Raw genomic sequence first — 19,027 nt, 5'->3', positions numbered from 1 at the left:
TCGGTGGTTCGAGTCCACTCGTGCCCATTTATGAATATGGTCCGTTGGTCAAGGGGTTAAGACACCGCCTTTTCACGGCGGTAACACGGGTTCGAATCCCGTACGGACTATTTATTGGAGGATTACCCAAGTCCGGCTGAAGGGAACGGTCTTGAAAACCGTCAGGCGTGTAAAAGCGTGCGTGGGTTCGAATCCCACATCCTCCTTTCTATATTAACGCGGGATGGAGCAGCTCGGTAGCTCGTCGGGCTCATAACCCGAAGGTCGTAGGTTCAAATCCTGCTCCCGCAATTTTGGCTCGGTAGCTCAGTTGGTAGAGCAATGGATTGAAGCTCCATGTGTCGGCGGTTCGATTCCGTCTCGCGCCATATTATATATATTCTGGAAGGGTAGCGAAGAGGCTAAACGCGGCGGACTGTAAATCCGCTCCTTCGGGTTCGGGGGTTCGAATCCCTCCCCTTCCATAGTTACGGGCATAGTTTAAAGGTAGAACTAAGGTCTCCAAAACCTTCAGTGTGGGTTCAATTCCTACTGCCCGTGTTTCTTAAATTATGGCGGGTGTGGTGAAGTGGTTAACACATCAGATTGTGGCTCTGACATTCGGGGGTTCGATTCCCCTCACTCGCCTATTTTATATTATTGGGGTATAGCCAAGCGGTAAGGCAAGGGACTTTGACTCCCTCATGCGTTGGTTCGAATCCAGCTACCCCAGTTACTATTTGCCGGCGTGGCGGAATTGGCAGACGCGCTGGACTCAAAATCCAGTGTCCGCAAGGACGTGCCGGTTCGACCCCGGCCGCCGGTATAGTAATAAAGACAAGGTTTTTGGACCTTGTTTTTTGTTTCTTACTAAATTGTATCTTGTTAATGGTGTGATAATGGTTCAGTAATTATTCTTGCGTGATTTTCTAATCTTTTGACTTGTTTTTTGGTATAATATTACTTATTCACAATTTATTTTGATTATGAAAGTGTTGGTGTTTGATGTCTCGTTCAATTGATTTGCTTAAGAAATGCTACTTAGAAAATATAAAAGAGAAACCTGATTTATTTGTGGGAATTGAGCTCGAGTATCCTGTTATCAATTTAGAGGGTAATGCTACAGATAGTGAAGTTGTTAAGGATCTCTTTCGGTATTTACCATCAGTTCTGGGTTTTACGATCGAAAAAGTAGATGATTTTGGAAATCCAATTCAGTTACTTGATCCAGTTAGCCAAGATACTATCTTATTCGAAGTCTCCTATACAACTATCGAGTTTGCCTTTGGTAGGGCGGAAACTATCCAAGAGGTTGAAGTGCGTTTTCGAGATTACATGAATCTGATTCAGAAAAAGTTGGGTGAGGCAAATCATGCCATTATTGGTTCTGGAATCCATCCATACTGGGAGAAGAATGATAATCAACCAGTTGCTTATGCACGCTATCAAATGTTAATGAACTATTTGAAGTTGAGCAGAACTGTTCTAGGAACGGATTTACACGATTATCCGGAATACGGTGCTTTTATCTGTGGAAGCCAAGTTCAATTGGATGTTTCAAAGTCTAACTATTTGCGTGTCATTAATGCATTTACTCAGATCGAAGCTGCAAAAGCTTATTTGTTTGCCAATTCTGAGTTTTCTGGAGCAGATTGGGATACCAAAATTTCGAGAGATATTTTTTGGGAAGAATCCATGCACGGGATTTATCCTGAAAATGTAGGCGTCAATACTAGACTCTTCAAAGACGAGGATGATTTTTTTAATTATCTAGATCATTCTGCAATCTTTACTGCGGAACGTGATGGGCAGACCTATTATTTTTATCCAATTCAGGCAAGGGACTATTTGGCTACGCCTGAAATTCAGGCATTTGCTCTGAATGGGTCTGAGGTTATTATTTACCCCCAAGAGAAGGATTTTGAAACTCATCGTAGTTATCAGTTTCAAGACTTAACGACTCGAGGGACTATTGAATTTCGTAGTGTGTGTACGCAACCTCTAGATAGAACTTTTGCTGCGACGGCTTTTCATTTGGGTTTATTGGTTAATTTAAACAAGTTAGAAGCTTACTTGCAATCTGCACCATTTTTTACCAGATTTGGTCGTGATTACAAGTCATTGAGACGACAATTTTCTAAGAAAGTGCTCACAGATGAGGAAGAAACTGCAATTGTCGAGTTTTCAAAAGGCTTACTCCTTCTAGCTGAGGAAGGTCTGGAGAAGAGAGGTAAGCAAGAAATGACCTATTTACAGCCTTTGAAAGAAGAATTGGGCCTATAATTTCTCTGATAAAGGGAGAATTTTCTGAAAAATCATGATATAATGGAAGAGACTATAGATAAAGGATAGAAATTATGACATTAGTTTATCAATCAACGCGTGATGCGAATAATACAGTAACTGCCAGCCAAGCTATTTTGCAAGGTTTGGCGACGGACGGTGGTCTCTTTACCCCAGTTACTTACCCAAAGGTGGATTTGGACTTTGAAAAATTGCAAGATGCTTCTTATCAAGAGGTGGCTAAACTTGTCTTGTCAGCCTTCTTGGATGATTTTACAGCTGAGGAGTTGGACTACTGTATCAACAATGCCTACGACAGCAAATTTGATACCCCAGCTATTGCCCCTTTGGTGAAACTAGATGGGCAATACAACTTGGAATTGTTCCATGGTTCAACGATTGCCTTTAAAGATATGGCCTTGTCCATCTTACCCTACTTTATGACAACAGCGGCTAAAAAGCATGGTTTGGAGAATAAGATTGTCATTTTGACAGCGACATCTGGTGATACCGGAAAAGCAGCTATGGCAGGTTTTGCAGATGTGCCTGGTACTGAGATTATCGTTTTTTATCCAAAAGACGGTGTCAGCAAGGTACAAGAGTTGCAAATGACCACTCAAGCAGGAGACAATACCCATGTTGTAGCTATTGATGGAAACTTTGACGATGCGCAAACAAACGTGAAGCATATGTTTAACGATGTAGCTCTTCGTGAAAAGTTGGTAGCGAACAAGTTGCAATTTTCATCAGCTAACTCTATGAACATTGGTCGTTTGGTACCACAGATTGTTTATTATGTTTATGCCTACGCTCAGTTGGTTAAGACTGGTGAGATTGTAGCTGGTGAAAAAGTCAACTTCACAGTACCAACAGGAAACTTTGGAAATATCTTGGCTGCCTTTTATGCTAAACAAATCGGCCTACCTGTTGGCAAATTGATTTGTGCTTCAAATGACAACAATGTCTTGACAGACTTCTTTAAAACACGTGTCTATGACAAGAAACGTGAGTTCAAGGTCACAACTAGCCCATCCATGGATATCCTAGTGTCTTCAAACTTGGAGCGCTTGATTTTCCATATTTTGGGAAATAATGCTGAAAAGACAGCTGAACTTATGAATGCCTTGAACACGCAAGGACAATATGAGTTGACTAATTTTGATTCTGCTATCTTGGACCTCTTTGCAGCAGAGTATGCGATTGAGGAAGAAACCGCAGCAGAAATCAAGCGTGTTTATCAAACAGATGCCTATATTGAGGATCCACATACGGCGGTTGCCTCAGCAGTTTATAAAAAATACCAAATGGCTACTGGCGATACGACTAAGACAGTGATAGCTTCAACAGCTAGTCCATACAAGTTCCCAGTGGTTGCAGTAGAAGCTGTTACAGGGAAAGCAGGCTTGACTGACTTTGAAGCCCTGGCTCAATTACATGACATTTCAGGAGTGGCAGTGCCACCAGCGGTTGATGGCCTTGAAACAGCTCCGGTTCGTCATAAAACAACAGTGGCAGCTGCTGACATGCAAGCAGCGGTGGAGACTTATCTAGGACTTTAAGACAGAGGAAGTAAACTCGGTTGGGAAACCAACTGAGTTTCTTTTCATCAGGAGGAAGGATTGTTTAAGAAAAATAAAGACATTCTTAATATTGCATTGCCAGCTATGGGTGAAAACTTTTTGCAGATGCTTATGGGGATGGTGGATAGTTACTTGGTCGCTCACTTGGGCTTAATCGCTATTTCGGGTGTTTCAGTGGCTGGCAATATTATCACGATTTACCAGGCGATTTTTATCGCTCTAGGAGCTGCTATTTCCAGTGTTATTTCAAAAAGCATGGGGCAGAAAGACCAGTCGAAGTTGGCTTATCACGTGACAGAGGCTCTCAAGATAACCCTACTGCTGAGTGCACTGTTAGGCGCCTTATCGCTCTTTGCTGGGCAAGAGATGATAGGTTGTTTGGGGACTGAGCAGGCTGTGGCCGAAAGTGGAGGTCTCTATCTTTCTTTAGTGGGTGGTTCGATTGTTCTTTTGGGGTTGATGACGAGTTTGGGTGCCTTGATTCGTGCAACGCATAATCCACGGCTACCCCTCTATGTTAGTCTTTTATCCAATGCCTTAAATATTCTTTTTTCAAGTCTAGCTATTTTTGTCCTTGATATGGGTATAGCGGGTGTTGCTTGGGGGACTATCTTGTCTCGCTTAGTCGGTCTTGTGATTTTGTGGTCGCAATTAAAGCTGCCTTTTGAGAAACCGACTTTTGGACTGGATAAAGACTTACTGACCTTGGCTTTGCCAGCGGCAGGGGAACGTCTCATGATGCGAGCTGGAGACGTCGTCATCATTGCCTTAGTTGTATCTTTTGGAACGGAGGCAGTAGCTGGAAATGCAGTCGGAGAAGTCTTGACCCAGTTTAATTACATGCCTGCCTTTGGCGTCGCTACGGCAACGGTCATGCAGGTGGCTCGAGCGGTTGGAGAGAATAACTGGGAAAGAGTAGATGATTTGTGTAAGCAAACCTTTTGGCTTTCTCTGCTTCTCATGTTGCCCTTAACTTTCAGTATCTATGCCTTAGGGACACCACTGACTCATCTCTATACGACGGACCCTATAGCAGTCGAGGCGAGTGTTTTGGTGGCACTGTTCTCTCTACTAGGAACTCCTATGACGATAGGAACAGTCATCTATACTGCAGTTTGGCAGGGTTTGGGGAATGCTCGCCTTCCCTTTTATGCAACAAGTATAGGAATGTGGTGTATCCGCATTGGAACAGGATATCTGATGGGGATTGTTCTTGGTTGGGGCTTGCCTGGTATTTGGGCTGGAACCCTTTTGGATAATGGTTTTCGCTGGCTATTTCTACGTTACCGTTACCAACGTTATATGATGTTGAAAGGATAGGAGATGCAAAAAATAGCCTTTATTTGGGATTTAGACGGGACTTTATTGGACTCTTACGAAGCGATTTTGTCAGGAATTGAGGAGACCTTTGCTCAGTTTTCTATTCCTTATGATAAGAAGAAAGTGAGAGAGTTTATCCTCAGGTATTCTGTGCAGGATTTGCTGGAGCAAGTGGCAGAAGAGAGAAATCTGGATGCGGAAGTGCTCAATCAGGTACGTGCCCAGAGCTTGTCTGAGAAAAATGCCCAGGTAGTTTTGATGCCAGGTGCGCGTGAAGTGCTAGCTTATGCAGATCAAGCAGGGATTCAGCAGTTTGTCTATACTCATAAGGGAGACAATGCCTTTACCATTCTAAGAGACTTGGGGTTGGAATCCTGTTTTACAGAGATTTTAACCAGTCAGAGTGGCTTTGCGCGCAAGCCCGGTCCAGAGGCGGCGACATATCTGCTAGACAAATATGAGTTGGATCCTAGGACTACCTATTATATAGGGGACCGGACTTTGGATGTGGAATTTGCCCAGAATAGCGGAATTCAAAGCATTAACTTTTTAGAGTCATCTTATGAAGGGAATCAGAGGATTCAAACATTGGCAGACATTCCCTATATTTTTGAGGGCAAGTGACGAGAAGATTGTGTCAGTTTTGTGACAGAAGGCTAACAAACTATTTCAACTGATCGAGTTTGTTACAAGGAATGGACAGTTCTGTTAAATAGGCCCGAGAGGGCTTTTTTTCTGCTTTTTTTGTGTTATGATAGACAGGTACTCATTTGAAAGGAATATGAATGAACGAATGAAGAAAAGAATTATTTTAGCTTCAACAGTAGCCTTGTCTTTTGCGCCAGCATTGGCAACTCAAGCGGAAGAAATTGCATGGACGGCTCGTACCGTTGAGCAAATCCAAAATGACGTGACGAAAAACGAGAACAAAAACAGCTATACAGTTCAGTATGGTGATACCCTGAGCACGATTGCAGAAGCTTTGGGAGTTGATGTGACGGTTCTTGCTAATTTGAACAAGATCACCAATATGGACTTGATTTTTCCAGATACTGTCCTCACTACAACTGTCAATGAGGCAGAAGAAGTAACGGAAGTTGAAATCCAAACTCCTCAAACAGATGCTAGTGAAGAAGTGACGACTGCGACAGCTGATTTGACGACCAACCAAGTAACAGTCGATGAACAAACGGTTCAAGTAGAAGACCTTTCTCAACCAATTGAGGATGCTCCAACTGCAACAGAGACTGAAAAACCAGTAGAAGTATCACCAAGTTCAGAAGTTTCTGAGACAGCGACAGTTGCTGAAGAGACACTATCTACAGAAACACCTGCGGCAGAAGAAACAGCTGAAACGACTCCAGCGGAAGCACCAGTAGCAGAAACAACTGAAACCACTAGTCCAGTTGAAGAAGCTCCTCAAGCAGCGACTACAGTAACCGAAGAAACGGCAGCAACAACTCCAGCAGAAGCACCAGTAGCAGAAACGCCTGCTGATACAAGAGGAACAAGTGCAACAGAAGAAACAGCAGCAACAACAGCAACTTCTGACACTGCAACTTCGACTTATCAAGCAGAGCAAAGCCAAACTCCTTCAAGAACTTATTCAGCTCCAGCGGCTCCTGACTATGCAGGACTTGCTGTAGCTAAGTCTGAGAATGCAGGTCTTCAACCACAAACTGCAGCCTTTAAAGAAGAAATCGCCAACTTGTTTGGCATCACATCCTTTAGTGGCTATCGTCCTGGTGACAGTGGTGACCATGGAAAAGGTTTGGCCATCGACTTTATGGTTCCAGTGAGTTCAGCACTCGGAGATCAAATTGCAGAATATGCAGTCAAAAATATGGCTAGCCGTGGTATCAACTATATCATTTGGAAACAACGTTTCTACGCTCCATATGATAGTAAATATGGACTAGCCTACACGTGGAATCCAATGCCAGACCGTGGTAGCGTAACCGAAAACCACTATGACCATGTTCACGTTTCAATGAACTAATCACTAAAATGGAAGTTGGAAACTGATTAAGTTCCCGCTTCTTTTTTGTGTGTCATTTTTTCAGGATAAAAAGAAGATTATTCTGAAGCAAGGTGGGCCCGCTATTTTGACTCTGCTGAGTATGTTGCTTTTGAAATAAGAAATCCAGCGTCTTTCAGGACACTGGGTTTTGTAGGTTCTTATCCATTTCGACGTTTACGGGCTAGTAGGGCTCTGTAAAAGAAGATGTGATTGTTTTGGATATAGGGAAGGAGTGAAAAGCTAGCAATTCCAAAAGTGATCCAATTGAGAAAGTACCAAGGAAGTAGTTGTAGGTCGAGGACAAAGCGCTGGAATTTGTAACCCTTCATCAAGAAACGGCTGGTTTTCAGAATTTGACTGGGTTTAGCCTGCCCTAAATCCAGAGTGTCGCAGAGGAGGAATTCTACCTGCGAGTAAGCGTAATGTTGCGGGATATAGAGGGCATTTCCTACAATCATCAAGATGAGGCTCGCGAAAAAGTAGAGTCCAAAGGTCATAAGGAATTGCTCGGTTTCAAGCGACGAGAGATCTAGTTTTGGAAATTCAGGATGTAGGGCGACAAATCTCCGAGCCAAGAGATTGCTATAAAAGAGGAAATAAACGCCTACTAAGTTTGGAATGCTCCATAAAAAAAGGTAGAAACGTTTGAGGAGCAGAGTTAGGAAGGTTTGCGAGAAGCGCTCTTCAGCAAAGAGGGCCAGGCTTGATTTTACTGAGAGTTCTGTATCAGGATCTTTGAGAAGTCGGAGTGTCGCAAAAGCAGCACCTGCTAGAAAAATCGTGCTCACAAAAGAAACCACTAGTGGGAAGAGATAGGCTTGGAGAACTTGCGCCAGCATGCTGAAAAAGGATTGCTCTAAAACACTTTCTTGGAGACGAGCCAAGGGGTTGAGAAAGCCTGACAAGATGACCAGCATACTAGGAAGGAGATAGACCAGAAGGAGGCGGGGATTTTCAGCCTGAAATTGCCTAGCCTGCAGACGAATAGTTTTTAAATCAATTTTTGGGTATTTCATTCTCTCATTATACCATAGTTCGTGACAGTTCCAGCTTTTTTTGATAAAATCATACAGTATGCCTTTGGGCGCAAAGTATGAACTGGGACTGTTTTTCCCAGCTTCGGAGGTAGAAAATGTCAGATTCACCAATCAAATACCGTTTGATTAAGAAAGAAAAACACACAGGAGCTCGTCTGGGAGAAATCATCACTCCACACGGCACCTTCCCGACGCCTATGTTTATGCCAGTTGGGACCCAAGCTACTGTCAAGACCCAGTCACCAGAGGAGTTGAAGGAGATGGGATCAGGAATTATCCTGTCAAACACCTATCACTTGTGGCTTCGTCCTGGAGATGAACTCATCGCTCGCGCAGGTGGTCTCCACAAATTTATGAACTGGGACCAGCCAATCCTGACGGATAGTGGTGGTTTCCAGGTTTATTCCTTAGCAGATAGCCGTAATATCACCGAAGAAGGAGTAACCTTTAAAAACCATCTCAATGGTTCCAAGATGTTCCTATCACCAGAAAAAGCTATCTCCATCCAGAATAATCTGGGCTCAGACATCATGATGTCCTTTGACGAATGTCCTCAGTTTTACCAACCCTATGATTACGTTAAGAAATCAATTGAGCGTACTAGCCGTTGGGCCGAACGTGGCTTAAAGGCTCACCGTCGTCCACATGACCAAGGTTTGTTTGGAATTGTACAGGGGGCAGGATTTGAAGACCTTCGCCGTCAGTCAGCTCACGACCTTGTCAGCATGGACTTCCCTGGCTACTCTATCGGTGGTTTAGCAGTGGGAGAAACCCACGAAGAAATGAATGCAGTCTTGGACTTCACAACTCAACTGCTACCTGAAAACAAACCTCGCTACCTGATGGGAGTGGGAGCGCCAGATAGCTTGATCGATGGGGTGATTCGTGGGGTGGACATGTTTGACTGTGTCCTACCGACTCGTATCGCTCGTAACGGGACTTGTATGACCAGCCAAGGGCGTTTGGTTGTCAAGAATGCTCAGTTTGCGGAGGACTTTACACCGCTGGATCCAGAGTGTGACTGCTACACATGTAAGAATTACACACGCGCCTACCTTCGTCACCTGCTCAAGGCTGATGAAACCTTTGGTATCCGCTTGACTAGCTACCACAATCTCTACTTCTTGCTCAACCTCATGAAGCAAGTCCGTCAAGCCATCATGGATGACAATCTCTTGGAATTCCGCGAGTATTTTGTAGAAAAATATGGCTACAATAAGTCGGGCCGCAATTTCTAAAATGGAATTTATAGAAGCTAAAAAATCCTGCGTTTTCTCGTAGGATTTTTCTTCTTTTTTTGATAGAATAAAGTGTATAACGAAAGGGAGAATAAACTCGTATGCGTATTAAATGGTTTTCCTTGATTAGGATTACAGGTTTACTTTTGGTGCTCTTGTACCACTTCTTTCAAACGATCTTTCCTGGAGGCTTCTTTGGGGTAGATGTCTTTTTCACTTTTTCAGGATTTTTAATCACCTCTCTCCTTTTAGAAGAATTTGGGAAGGCACGCCAGATTGATTTACTGGGCTTTTTTAAGAGACGGTTTTACCGTATCGTGCCACCTGTGGTTTTGATGATTTTGGTGACCATGCCCTTTACTCTCTTAGTTCGTCAAGACTATGTTGCAGGTATTGGCGGTCAGATTGCTGGAGTTTTCGGCTTTGTGACCAACTTTTATGAAATGCTTACGGGGGGTAGTTACGAATCTCAGTTCATTCCCCACCTCTTTGTTCATAACTGGAGTTTGGCTGTTGAGGTTCACTACTACATCCTTTGGGGTTTGGCTGTTTGGTTCTTATCGAAACGCTCAAAATCCAGTAGTCAGTTGAGAGGAACCGTTTTTCTCCTGTCTGCGGGAGCATTCATCCTTAGCTTCTTCTCTATGTTTATTGGTAGTCTCATGGCTAGTTCTTATTCGTCTGTCTACTTTTCAAGTCTAACCCATGTCTACCCTTTCTTTTTAGGAAGTATTCTTGCGACAGTTGTGGGAGTTCGTCAGACGACTGATTTGGTCAAACAATTTGATCGAATGTGGGACCTTCGTCAGAATCTACTGGTGTTTGCTGCAGGGCTTTTGGTATTGTTGCTTCTGACTTTCTTTGTTAAGTTTACCTACCTGTTCGCTTACTTGTTTGGTTTCTTACTTGCCAGCTTAGCAGCCATGGTCATGATTTTCGCTGCGCGTGTCTTGCATGAGAAAACGCCTGAGATACAAGAACCTCGGATAATTACCTTTCTAGCGGATACCAGCTATGCGGTTTATCTCTTCCACTGGCCTTTCTATATTATCTTTTCTCAATTAATGGGGAATCTATTAGCTGTTATTCTGACCGTTATCTTTTCCTATTTCTTTGCTATCTTGTCCTTCTATATTATTGAGCCATTGATTGCTGGTAGGACCAATCCTTTCATTAGGAAAATCAGCAAACTGCCTCATATCAAATCCATCAGTGCTTCTAGTGTGGGAATCCTTGGAGTGATTGCTTTGGTGATTACTATTGTCTCTCCCCAAGTTGGAGCCTTTGAAACAGACTTGATGGTCAATGGTTTTAAACAAGCTCAAACCAATATAGGACAAACAAAGACTCTTGCTGAACAAGCCGAACTGAGTCGCCTGGGAATTTCTGAGGGAACGAGTCTAATTGGAGATTCGGTAGCCTTGCGTGCCAATACAGCCTTACAAGAGGCACTTCCTGAAGCAAATATTAACGCTCAGGTTAGTCGGACGACCAAGCAAGCCAATGACATTATGCTTCTTAACAGCCAGAACAAGGCACTGCTAAAAACAGTTGTCATTGCAACAGGGGTTAATAATCCTGAAGGCTACAAGAATGATTTGGATAGCATCGTTAGCAATCTACCGAAAGGACACCATCTCATTCTTGTTACACCTTATGAGGGAGATAAGAGCAAGGATACTTATACCTCAGTGGAGCAGTATGCGGCTTATGCGCGGGAATTAGCAGAAAAGACACCTTACGTGAGCATTGCTGACTGGAACAAAGTTTCTAAAGAACATCCTGAAATCTGGGCTGGAACAGACCAAGTTCACTTCGGGAATGACAATAGCAAGCTCGAAGAAGGTGCTAAGCTATACGCAGAAACGATAGCAGCTGCTGTTAAGGCCGCTCAAGAACTGCCTGTGAAATCAAAATAAAATAAAAGAGTTGGAGAAATCCAGCTCTTTTAAAATATCTCCAGAAAATAGGTCTATACCATTTACAAATGAAAAAGAAAGGTTTATAATGTAATTGACATAATAAATTCTAGAAACAATCTATCAAGGAGGTTATCATTATGCCTAATTATATTAAAGCGGATCAGTTTTTCTATCCACACGGAGTTCGTCGTGGCGGCTACTTGGAACTTGTGGGTGGTAAGTTTGGAAAGCATGTAGAAGAGATTCCTGAAGGTGCTGACGTCATTGACTATACAGGCTACAGCATTGCGCCAGGACTTGTGGATACCCACATTCATGGATTTGGCGGTGTGGATGTCATGGATAATAACATCGAAGGAACGCTTCATACCATGAGTGAAGGGCTCCTTAGCATGGGAGTAACGAGCTTCTTGCCAACTACTTTGACTTCTTCTTATGAGCAATTGCTCGCAGTAACAGAAAATATCGGTGCCCGTTACCAGGAAGCAACTGGAGCGAAAATTCGTGGTATCTATTTTGAAGGTCCGTATTTCACAGAGAAATACAAGGGAGCTCAAAACCCTGCCTACATGAAAGATCCTCGTATGGATGAGTTTCGTGCTTGGCAAAAAGCAGCAAATGGCTTGCTCAATAAAATCGCCCTTGCGCCAGAACGTGAAGGTGTAGAAGACTTTGTTCGTACGGTTACGGGCGAAGGTGTGACGGTTGCTCTTGGTCACTCAGATGCAACATTTGACGAAGCTAAAAAGGCAGTCGATGCTGGGGCTAGTGTTTGGGTACATGCCTACAATGGGATGCGTGGTTTGACTCACCGTGAACTCGGTATGGTTGGAGCCATGTATCAATTACCTCATACCTATGCAGAGTTGATCTGTGACGGTCACCACGTGGATCCAAAAGCCTGCGAAATCCTTATCAAACAAAAAGGAACAGAAAATATTGCTCTTATCACAGACTGTATGACAGCGGGTGGATTGGAAGACGGCGACTACATGTTGGGAGAATTCCCAGTTGTCGTTGCAAATGGAACTGCTCGTCTCAAATCGACAGGTAACTTGGCAGGTTCTATTCTCAAACTCAAAGACGGTTTGAAGAATGTGGTTGACTGGAATATTGCCTCTCCACATGAAGCAGTCATGATGGCGAGCTTCAACCCAGCAAAATCTGTTCACATTGATGATGTCTGTGGACAAATCCGTGAAGGCTACGATGCTGACTTTATCGTACTAGATAAAGATTTGGAATTGGTAGCTACCTATCTAGATGGTGTGAAACGTTACCAAGCATAAGAGGGAAAGCAGAAGTTAGAGACTAGCTTCTGCTTTTTTATTTTAAAGACTTTTCCCAGCCTCTTTTGTGTTGTTTAAAAAAATTAGATGGTGGTTTATCTAACTATATGTTTCAGATTCTTAAATTGATTGGTGAATTTCATGCAATCAAATTTGATTTGATAGTGATTGAAACTAAAAGTAATGATTTTAAACAATAATTTTTAAATGAAACTATTTTTTGATCAGTTTTGAGTGTTGTGACATACTCGATATCAATCATTTTCAGATAACAAAAATCTAGATAGATGGCAATAAAATATTTTATTGAAAGTAATAGAAATCGCTTGACAAAGGCATTCGGGGGGGGGGGGTATAATAGATAGTTGTATGATAAATATACTCAAAAATCGGATTATGGCTATAGGGAAATATTAAACCAATATGAATAAATACAATAGAGAAGAATTGCTTTATATGTTTGGGTATTGTTTTCAAGTTTTAAAAACAGTATCGGATTTGGACAAGGCCATTTCGGCTGAACAAAATAAAGCCTATGATGGTATTATGGATAAATATTATAGAATTAAAAAAGTATTTAACATAATTATTATCAGTTTTATTTTGATAGTAAATATATTCGGGCCCATTATATATAGAGAACCTATAACTTCGTTAATTATTTTACAAATACCTCTATCTTATGGATTCTTTCAATTGCTGTTTTTTCCTATTTTTGCTATCGTAAAAGCATTTTATAATCAGTCTGCCAAGAAGGAATTTTCAAATGCTTATGATAATGATGCTTCTAACAAATATCGCCAAAAAGGTGTAGAACTGTTGAGAGATAAGCAGTTCCTTGACTATAAAGAAGAAATTCCAGAAGATTATTTTAATATGGATGACCTATATCTCTTATATAGTTATCTAGAAACTTATAGAGCTGATAACTTTAAAGAAGCAGCTAATTTACTGGCGGAAGAAAAACACCGTGAAAGAGTGGAATACAATCAAGAATTGATGCAAAGTAGTTTAGCTACTATCCAAGATAATGTTCGCTATCAATCTGTAATTCAGACAATTCAATTATTAGAGACAAGGACTCATCATAGGATTATAGAAAACAGATAATGAGAGTATTATAATACCGAACTTTGTTTCTCTTTTGAGAACAGGTTATAATGTGGAATTGAATCATTTTGAATTTTATACTAGGAGAAAATATGCAAAAGAAAGATATTTTATTAGGTGCTGGTTTAACTTCTGTTCTTGTCGGTGCTGGTGTTGTTAATACAACTGTTCAAGCAGATGAGTTTACACAACCTACCACACCAACAACCGTACAAAAAGCAGTAGTGACAGGTCAAGATTTGAGTAGGGCTCAAGAGGTTGCAAGATCTGCACAAACAACCATTGATCAAAAGACTAATGATGTTAAAGTTGCAGAAGGTCAACAGTCAACCGCTGAAAAAGCTGTAGCGGATGTCAAAGAAGACATCAAGATGGCGCAAAAAGCAGCTACAATTGTTGAAGAACAAAATAAGGTTATTGGCACCAAAACTGAACAGAAATCAGAACTCAATGCTGAACTTTCAGACGCAAAAATCGCCAAACAAACAGCAAAAAGTGAATTCGTAGCAGCTCAACAAGCCCATGATAACGCTACAAAAGCTGTCGCAGTAGCAGAGAGAACTGTCGAAGACAAGAAAGCTGCTTTGGACCAAGCAACTGCAACAACCAGTCAAGACCCTAAAGAAATTCAAACAGAATTGGATGACGTTAATAGTCAAGTGACTGCGAAATCTGCACAAATTGCGGCTACCAGCACTCGTATCGACGCTAAACAGCAAGAAGTGGATAATTACAAACCAGTCATCAAAACAATTGATTTGAATCCATCAGAACGTAATGTGGTAGCTCATGATAATCTTATGGATTACGCGCACAACCGTAATAACACACCAAAAGACCCATTAGGTAACCCAACAATGGAACCTGTAAACTTCCAAGGTGTTAAGGTTGTTGAAATCGAAGCGACTCAAGATATGTTGGATTTCCAAAAAGCTCTTGAAGAATATCGTAAAGCACCATATGACTTTGCAACTCGCACTTACAAGAAACGCCCAGTATTCCGCTACAAAGTGGACAACCGTGGATTGTCTCAAGCATTTGTGAAATTGCTTAATGAATTGCGTGAAGCAAATGGTGTAGCTGGAAATATGCAAGTGGATGAAGCTTACTTAGATTATGCCCAACAGCGTGCTAATGAAATGCAACGTAACAATGTCTTGAGTCACGCGACATCATTGACTGCCCCAGGACACAAGAACGAAAAAGGTCTTGAAAATGTTATTGCTGGATATGGTGATGTCACATCATCCGAAGATGGATACATCAATTTTAACAATATTGTGACCAACGAAACATTGGCTTATGATATGTTGTTGAACTGGTATGATGACTACACAAACGTAACAGGTGCTAACCATGGTCACCGACGTGCCCTTCTAACACCTATGGGTGGTAAAATGGGTCTAGCTCTCGCTAACATCACGGGTTCTAACGACACATCACGTTATGCAGCATTTGAGAACAATGCGCACACAGGTAGCACTTATTCGACTGATGAAGATGGTACAACTTATCTAGAAGAAGAAAGTGAATCTAGCAAGAAGTTTTGGGATAACTACGATAACTTCAAGGATGATGCACTTAACCCAACCTTCTATGGTCGCAAAATGAAATTCATCGCAGACCATCACTTTGTATTTGTAACTCACAAACAAGAAGGTGATAATAGTGCTCTAGTGAGTGCCCTTAACGAGTTAAAAGCACTCAAAGCTCGTCAAGAAGGTGAACGCAATACTCTTGTCGCGCGTCAAACGGCATTGTCTGGTAAATTGTCAGCTGCTACACGCAGTCAAGAACAGCGTGCAGCTGTCATCGCAAACGCAACAAACGAATTGAATAAAGCGACTGCAACTCTTGGAACTGCTAAGTTGGCTGCTAAAGCAACTGCAACAACTCTTGCAGAAAAGAGAATTGCTGCTGACCGCGCTACAAGTTATGTAGGTAACTTATCTAACCGCTTGGCAGCTATTCAAGATGAAATCGATAAAGCAACTGCAATTCGCAATAAAGCTGTTCGCTTGCAAGGTCGATTAGGTGAATTGAATGCCAAATTGACTAAGGCTGAAGATGATAAGATTGCTGCTGATAAACGTGTAGCCGATGCTAAAGTAGCATACGCACAAGCTCAAAAAGAGCTTTTTGACGCCAAATCTAGTGTTCAACGTTTGACTGATATTCTCGCAATCGACAAAGCCCTTGCAGTTTATCAAGACACGACAGGTGCTATTTCTGCGGTCACTCGCGAAACACCAACTGTGACACCAACTGAACATCCAACTTTCGATTTGAATGCTGAATTGAACGGTTACAAAGTAACTCAAAATGAAGACGGTATTGGCGCAACTACAATTGTGACACCGACCGTTGACGAATTACCAACTCTTGATTTGAGTGGTGAATTGAACGGTTACAAAGTGAAGCAAAATAAAGATGGTATTGGGTCAACTCCAATCACTACACCAACTGTAGATGAACTCCCAACCTTTGATTTGAATGGCTACAAGACAAGTCCAAAACATGCAGGTGCTGGACCGAATGACACGCCATCTCAAACATTATCTACGTTTAGTAGAAAAGATGCGACTAAACAGGAGTTACCAAATACTGGTAGTTATTCTCGAGTGGAACGTCAGATAGCTCTCGGTGGATATACTATTTTGGGATTAATTTTAGGATTTACAATTCAACGTAAACGTAAACGTGAACGCTAAAAGGGATAAAATTTGTCATTTTTATAAGATTGTTTTAAGAGTCTGAGACAAAATAGTTCTCAGTCACAAAAAAGCTAGAGATTTCCAATAGCGGAACTCTAGCTTTTTAATTTTTTATCAAAAAATTAAGAAATGAGCATATTTCTTTCCTTGTTCAATGGAATTAGTTATAATATACGATACAAAGGAAATGAATGAATATGTATCGTGTTATAGAAATGTATGGAGACTATGAACCGTGGTGGTTCATGGAAGGTTGGGAAGAAGATGTCATCATGAGTCAACGGTTTGACAAGTACTATGATGCTCTAAAATATTACAAAACTTGCTGGTTTGAGTTAGAAAGCAAAACTCCTTTCTATAAGAGTCGGAGTGACCTTATGACCATTTTTTGGGATCCTGCGGACCAGCGTTGGTGTGATGAGTGTGATGAGTATTTGCAACAATATCACTCCCTCCTCCTTCTCGAAGACGAAGGCATCATACCCGATGAAAAACTACGCCCAGGTTATGAAAAACAAACAGGTCAAGAAAAGCACCGTTCTTGCCGCATGAAATTGAGATAAAAAAAGCAGCTTTTAAAAGTTGTTTTTTTTATTTTTTTGCGAATAGTCTAGATAAGGAGGGAGCTATGGTACAAGAAATTGCACAGAAAATGATTGCGACTGCTAAGGAAAAAGGAGCTCAGGATATCTATTTCATTCCCAAGGAAGCTACTTATGAACTTCATATGCGAATTGGTGATGAGAGGTGTCTCATTGACTCCTATGAGTTTGAGGTTTTAGCTGCTGTGATTAGTCATTTTAAGTTTGTGGCGGGTATGAATGTAGGAGAAAAACGCCGCAGTCAGCTGGGCTCTTGCGACTACCAGCATGGAGAGAAGGTGTCTTCTCTGCGCTTGTCAACCGTAGGAGATTATCGGGGACATGAGAGTTTGGTCATTCGTTTGTTGCACGACGAGGAAAGGGAGTTGCGCTTTTGGTTTCAGAATCTAGCGGAGTTAGGAGAGCAGTACAGGCAACGGGGCCTCTATCTCTTTGCAGGTCCAGTCGGCAGTGGTAAGACGACCTTTATGCACGAATTAGCCAAGTCTCTGTTTAAGGGACAGCAGGTCATGTCCATTGAAGATCCAGTAGAAATCAAGCAGGACGACATGCTCCAGTTGCAGTTGAATGAGGCGATTGGCTTGACCTATGAAAATCTTATCAAACTGTCTCTCCGACATCGTCCGGATCTCCTGATTATCGGTGAAATTCGGGATAGCGAGACGGCGCGTGCAGTAGTTAGAGCCAGTTTGACAGGGGCGACAGTCTTTTCAACCATTCATGCCAAAAGTATCCGAGGTGTTTATGAGCGCCTTCTGGAGTTAGGTGTGACTGAGGAGGAACTAGCAGTTGTTCTGCAAGGAGTCTGCTACCAGAGATTAATTGGGGGAGGAGGAATCCTTGACTTTGCAAACCAAGACTATCAAGAACACCAGCCAACTAGCTGGAATGAGCAGATTGACCAGCTTCTTAAAGATGGACATATCACAAGTCTTCAGGCTGAAACGGAAAAAATTAGCTACAGCTAAGCAGAAGAAAATCATCACCTTGTTTAACAACCTCTTCTCCAGTGGCTTTCATTTGGTAGAAATTATTTCTTTCTTGTGTAGAAGTGCCTTGCTGGAAAAGGACTATGTGGTCCAGATGCACCAAGGTTTGTCTCAGGGAAAATCTTTCTCAGAAATGATGGACAGTTTGGGTTTTTCAAGTGCCATTGTGACCCAGCTATCCCTGGCTGAAGTTCACGGGAATCTTCATCTGAGCTTGAGCAAGATAGAAGAATATCTGGATAATTTGGCCAAGGTTAAGAAAAAGTTAATCGAAGTGGCAACCTATCCCTTGATTTTGCTAGGATTTCTCCTGCTAATCATGCTGGGGTTGAGGAACTATTTGCTCCCTCAACTAGATAGTAGCAATATTGCTACCCAAATCATCGGCAACCTGCCACAAATTTTTCTGGGACTAGTGCTAGTTTGCTCTCTATCTTTACTTTTAGCCCTCACTTTCTACAAAAGAAGTTCCAAGATGCGGGTCTTCTCGATGTTGGCACGGGTTCCCTTTCTTGGAATCTTTGTCCAGACCTATCTGACGGCCTATTACGCGCGTGAATGGGGCAATATGATTTCACAGGGAATGGAGCTGACGCAGATTTTTCAAATCATGCAGGAACAAGGTTCTCAGCTCTTTAAAGAAATCGGTCAAGATCTGGCTCAAGCCCTGCAAAATGGTCGTGAATTTTCCCAAATCATAGCGACCTATCCCTTCTTTAAAAAGGAGTTGAGTCTCATCATTGAGTATGGGGAAGTCAAGTCCAAGCTGGGGAGCGAGTTGGAAATCTATGCTGAAAAAACTTGGGAAGCCTTTTTTACTCGAGTCAACCGCACCATGAATCTGGTGCAGCCACTGGTTTTTATCTTTGTGGCCCTGATTATCGTCTTACTTTATGCGGCAATGCTCATGCCCATGTATCAAAATATGGAGGTAAATTTTTAAA

The 19,027-nt window shown here is 42.0% G+C and carries 14 protein-coding genes and 9 tRNA genes; 22 read left to right on the top strand and 1 reads right to left on the bottom strand.

Annotated elements, in window-relative coordinates; genetic code table 11:
- Positions 1–38 precede the first annotated feature (38 nt).
- From MK409_RS08800 to MK409_RS08735, 14 genes are all read left to right on the top strand, one after another.
- Positions 39–110: transfer RNA gene (locus MK409_RS08800), tRNA-Glu, on the top strand.
- Between the two features lie 6 nt (positions 111–116).
- Positions 117–206, top strand: a tRNA-Ser gene (locus MK409_RS08795).
- An 11-nt stretch (positions 207–217) separates the two neighbouring features.
- Positions 218–291: transfer RNA gene (locus MK409_RS08790), tRNA-Met, on the top strand.
- A gap of 4 nt (positions 292–295) precedes the next feature.
- Positions 296–368: transfer RNA gene (locus MK409_RS08785), tRNA-Phe, on the top strand.
- Positions 369–383: 15 nt separating this feature from the next.
- Positions 384–464 (top strand) — tRNA-Tyr (locus MK409_RS08780).
- A 5-nt stretch (positions 465–469) separates the two neighbouring features.
- Positions 470–540, top strand: a tRNA-Trp gene (locus MK409_RS08775).
- A 14-nt stretch (positions 541–554) separates the two neighbouring features.
- Positions 555–627: transfer RNA gene (locus MK409_RS08770), tRNA-His, on the top strand.
- 13 nt (positions 628–640) lie between these two features.
- Positions 641–712: transfer RNA gene (locus MK409_RS08765), tRNA-Gln, on the top strand.
- 9 nt (positions 713–721) lie between these two features.
- Positions 722–805, top strand: a tRNA-Leu gene (locus MK409_RS08760).
- Positions 806–984: 179 nt separating this feature from the next.
- Positions 985–2,262: a gamma-glutamylcysteine synthetase gene (locus MK409_RS08755; protein ID WP_268706028.1), complete on the top strand. Its 1,278-nt coding sequence runs from the start codon at positions 985–987 to the stop codon at positions 2,260–2,262.
- A gap of 74 nt (positions 2,263–2,336) precedes the next feature.
- On the top strand, positions 2,337–3,821 hold the full coding sequence (thrC, locus tag MK409_RS08750) for a threonine synthase (RefSeq protein ID WP_268706027.1): 1,485 nt from the start codon (positions 2,337–2,339) through the stop codon (positions 3,819–3,821).
- 60 nt (positions 3,822–3,881) lie between these two features.
- Positions 3,882–5,162, top strand: a complete 1,281-nt coding sequence (locus tag MK409_RS08745; protein WP_268706026.1) for an MATE family efflux transporter — start codon at positions 3,882–3,884, stop codon at positions 5,160–5,162.
- A 3-nt stretch (positions 5,163–5,165) separates the two neighbouring features.
- On the top strand, positions 5,166–5,786 hold the full coding sequence (locus MK409_RS08740; RefSeq protein ID WP_268706025.1) for an HAD family hydrolase: 621 nt from the start codon (positions 5,166–5,168) through the stop codon (positions 5,784–5,786).
- 169 nt (positions 5,787–5,955) lie between these two features.
- The gene (locus MK409_RS08735; protein WP_268706024.1) at positions 5,956–7,161 is read left to right on the top strand and encodes a LysM peptidoglycan-binding domain-containing protein; all 1,206 of its coding nucleotides are present in this window, start codon (positions 5,956–5,958) and stop codon (positions 7,159–7,161) included.
- A gap of 179 nt (positions 7,162–7,340) precedes the next feature.
- On the opposite strand, the gene MK409_RS08730 is transcribed toward MK409_RS08735, so the two are convergent.
- Complete coding sequence (locus MK409_RS08730) at positions 7,341–8,198, bottom strand: DUF975 family protein (protein ID WP_268706023.1); 858 nt, start codon at positions 8,196–8,198, stop codon at positions 7,341–7,343.
- A 116-nt stretch (positions 8,199–8,314) separates the two neighbouring features.
- Between MK409_RS08730 and tgt the strand changes: the two genes are divergently transcribed.
- From tgt to comGB, 8 genes are all read left to right on the top strand, one after another.
- The gene (gene tgt, locus MK409_RS08725; RefSeq protein WP_001285237.1) at positions 8,315–9,457 is read left to right on the top strand and encodes a tRNA guanosine(34) transglycosylase Tgt; all 1,143 of its coding nucleotides are present in this window, start codon (positions 8,315–8,317) and stop codon (positions 9,455–9,457) included.
- A 101-nt stretch (positions 9,458–9,558) separates the two neighbouring features.
- Complete coding sequence (locus tag MK409_RS08720; RefSeq protein WP_268706022.1) at positions 9,559–11,376, top strand: acyltransferase family protein; 1,818 nt, start codon at positions 9,559–9,561, stop codon at positions 11,374–11,376.
- Between the two features lie 140 nt (positions 11,377–11,516).
- Complete coding sequence (nagA, locus tag MK409_RS08715; RefSeq protein ID WP_268706021.1) at positions 11,517–12,668, top strand: N-acetylglucosamine-6-phosphate deacetylase; 1,152 nt, start codon at positions 11,517–11,519, stop codon at positions 12,666–12,668.
- A gap of 423 nt (positions 12,669–13,091) precedes the next feature.
- Positions 13,092–13,778: a hypothetical protein gene (locus MK409_RS08710; RefSeq protein ID WP_268706020.1), complete on the top strand. Its 687-nt coding sequence runs from the start codon at positions 13,092–13,094 to the stop codon at positions 13,776–13,778.
- 92 nt (positions 13,779–13,870) lie between these two features.
- Positions 13,871–16,489: a CAP domain-containing protein gene (locus tag MK409_RS08705; protein WP_268706019.1), complete on the top strand. Its 2,619-nt coding sequence runs from the start codon at positions 13,871–13,873 to the stop codon at positions 16,487–16,489.
- A gap of 200 nt (positions 16,490–16,689) precedes the next feature.
- Positions 16,690–17,055: a DUF1033 family protein gene (locus MK409_RS08700; RefSeq protein ID WP_268706018.1), complete on the top strand. Its 366-nt coding sequence runs from the start codon at positions 16,690–16,692 to the stop codon at positions 17,053–17,055.
- A 65-nt stretch (positions 17,056–17,120) separates the two neighbouring features.
- Complete coding sequence (gene comGA / locus MK409_RS08695) at positions 17,121–18,062, top strand: competence type IV pilus ATPase ComGA (RefSeq protein WP_268706017.1); 942 nt, start codon at positions 17,121–17,123, stop codon at positions 18,060–18,062.
- Entirely contained in the window at positions 18,010–19,026 is a 1,017-nt protein-coding gene (gene comGB, locus MK409_RS08690; protein ID WP_268706029.1) for a competence type IV pilus assembly protein ComGB, read from the top strand. Before comGA ends, comGB begins: the two co-directional genes overlap by 53 nt.
- The last annotated feature ends 1 nt before the right edge of the window (position 19,027 follow it).

The sequence above is a fragment of the Streptococcus oralis genome (assembly GCF_026782375.1).
Classification (GTDB): domain Bacteria; phylum Bacillota; class Bacilli; order Lactobacillales; family Streptococcaceae; genus Streptococcus; species Streptococcus oralis_CL.
This window is presented reverse-complemented; position numbering and strand designations above follow the sequence as displayed.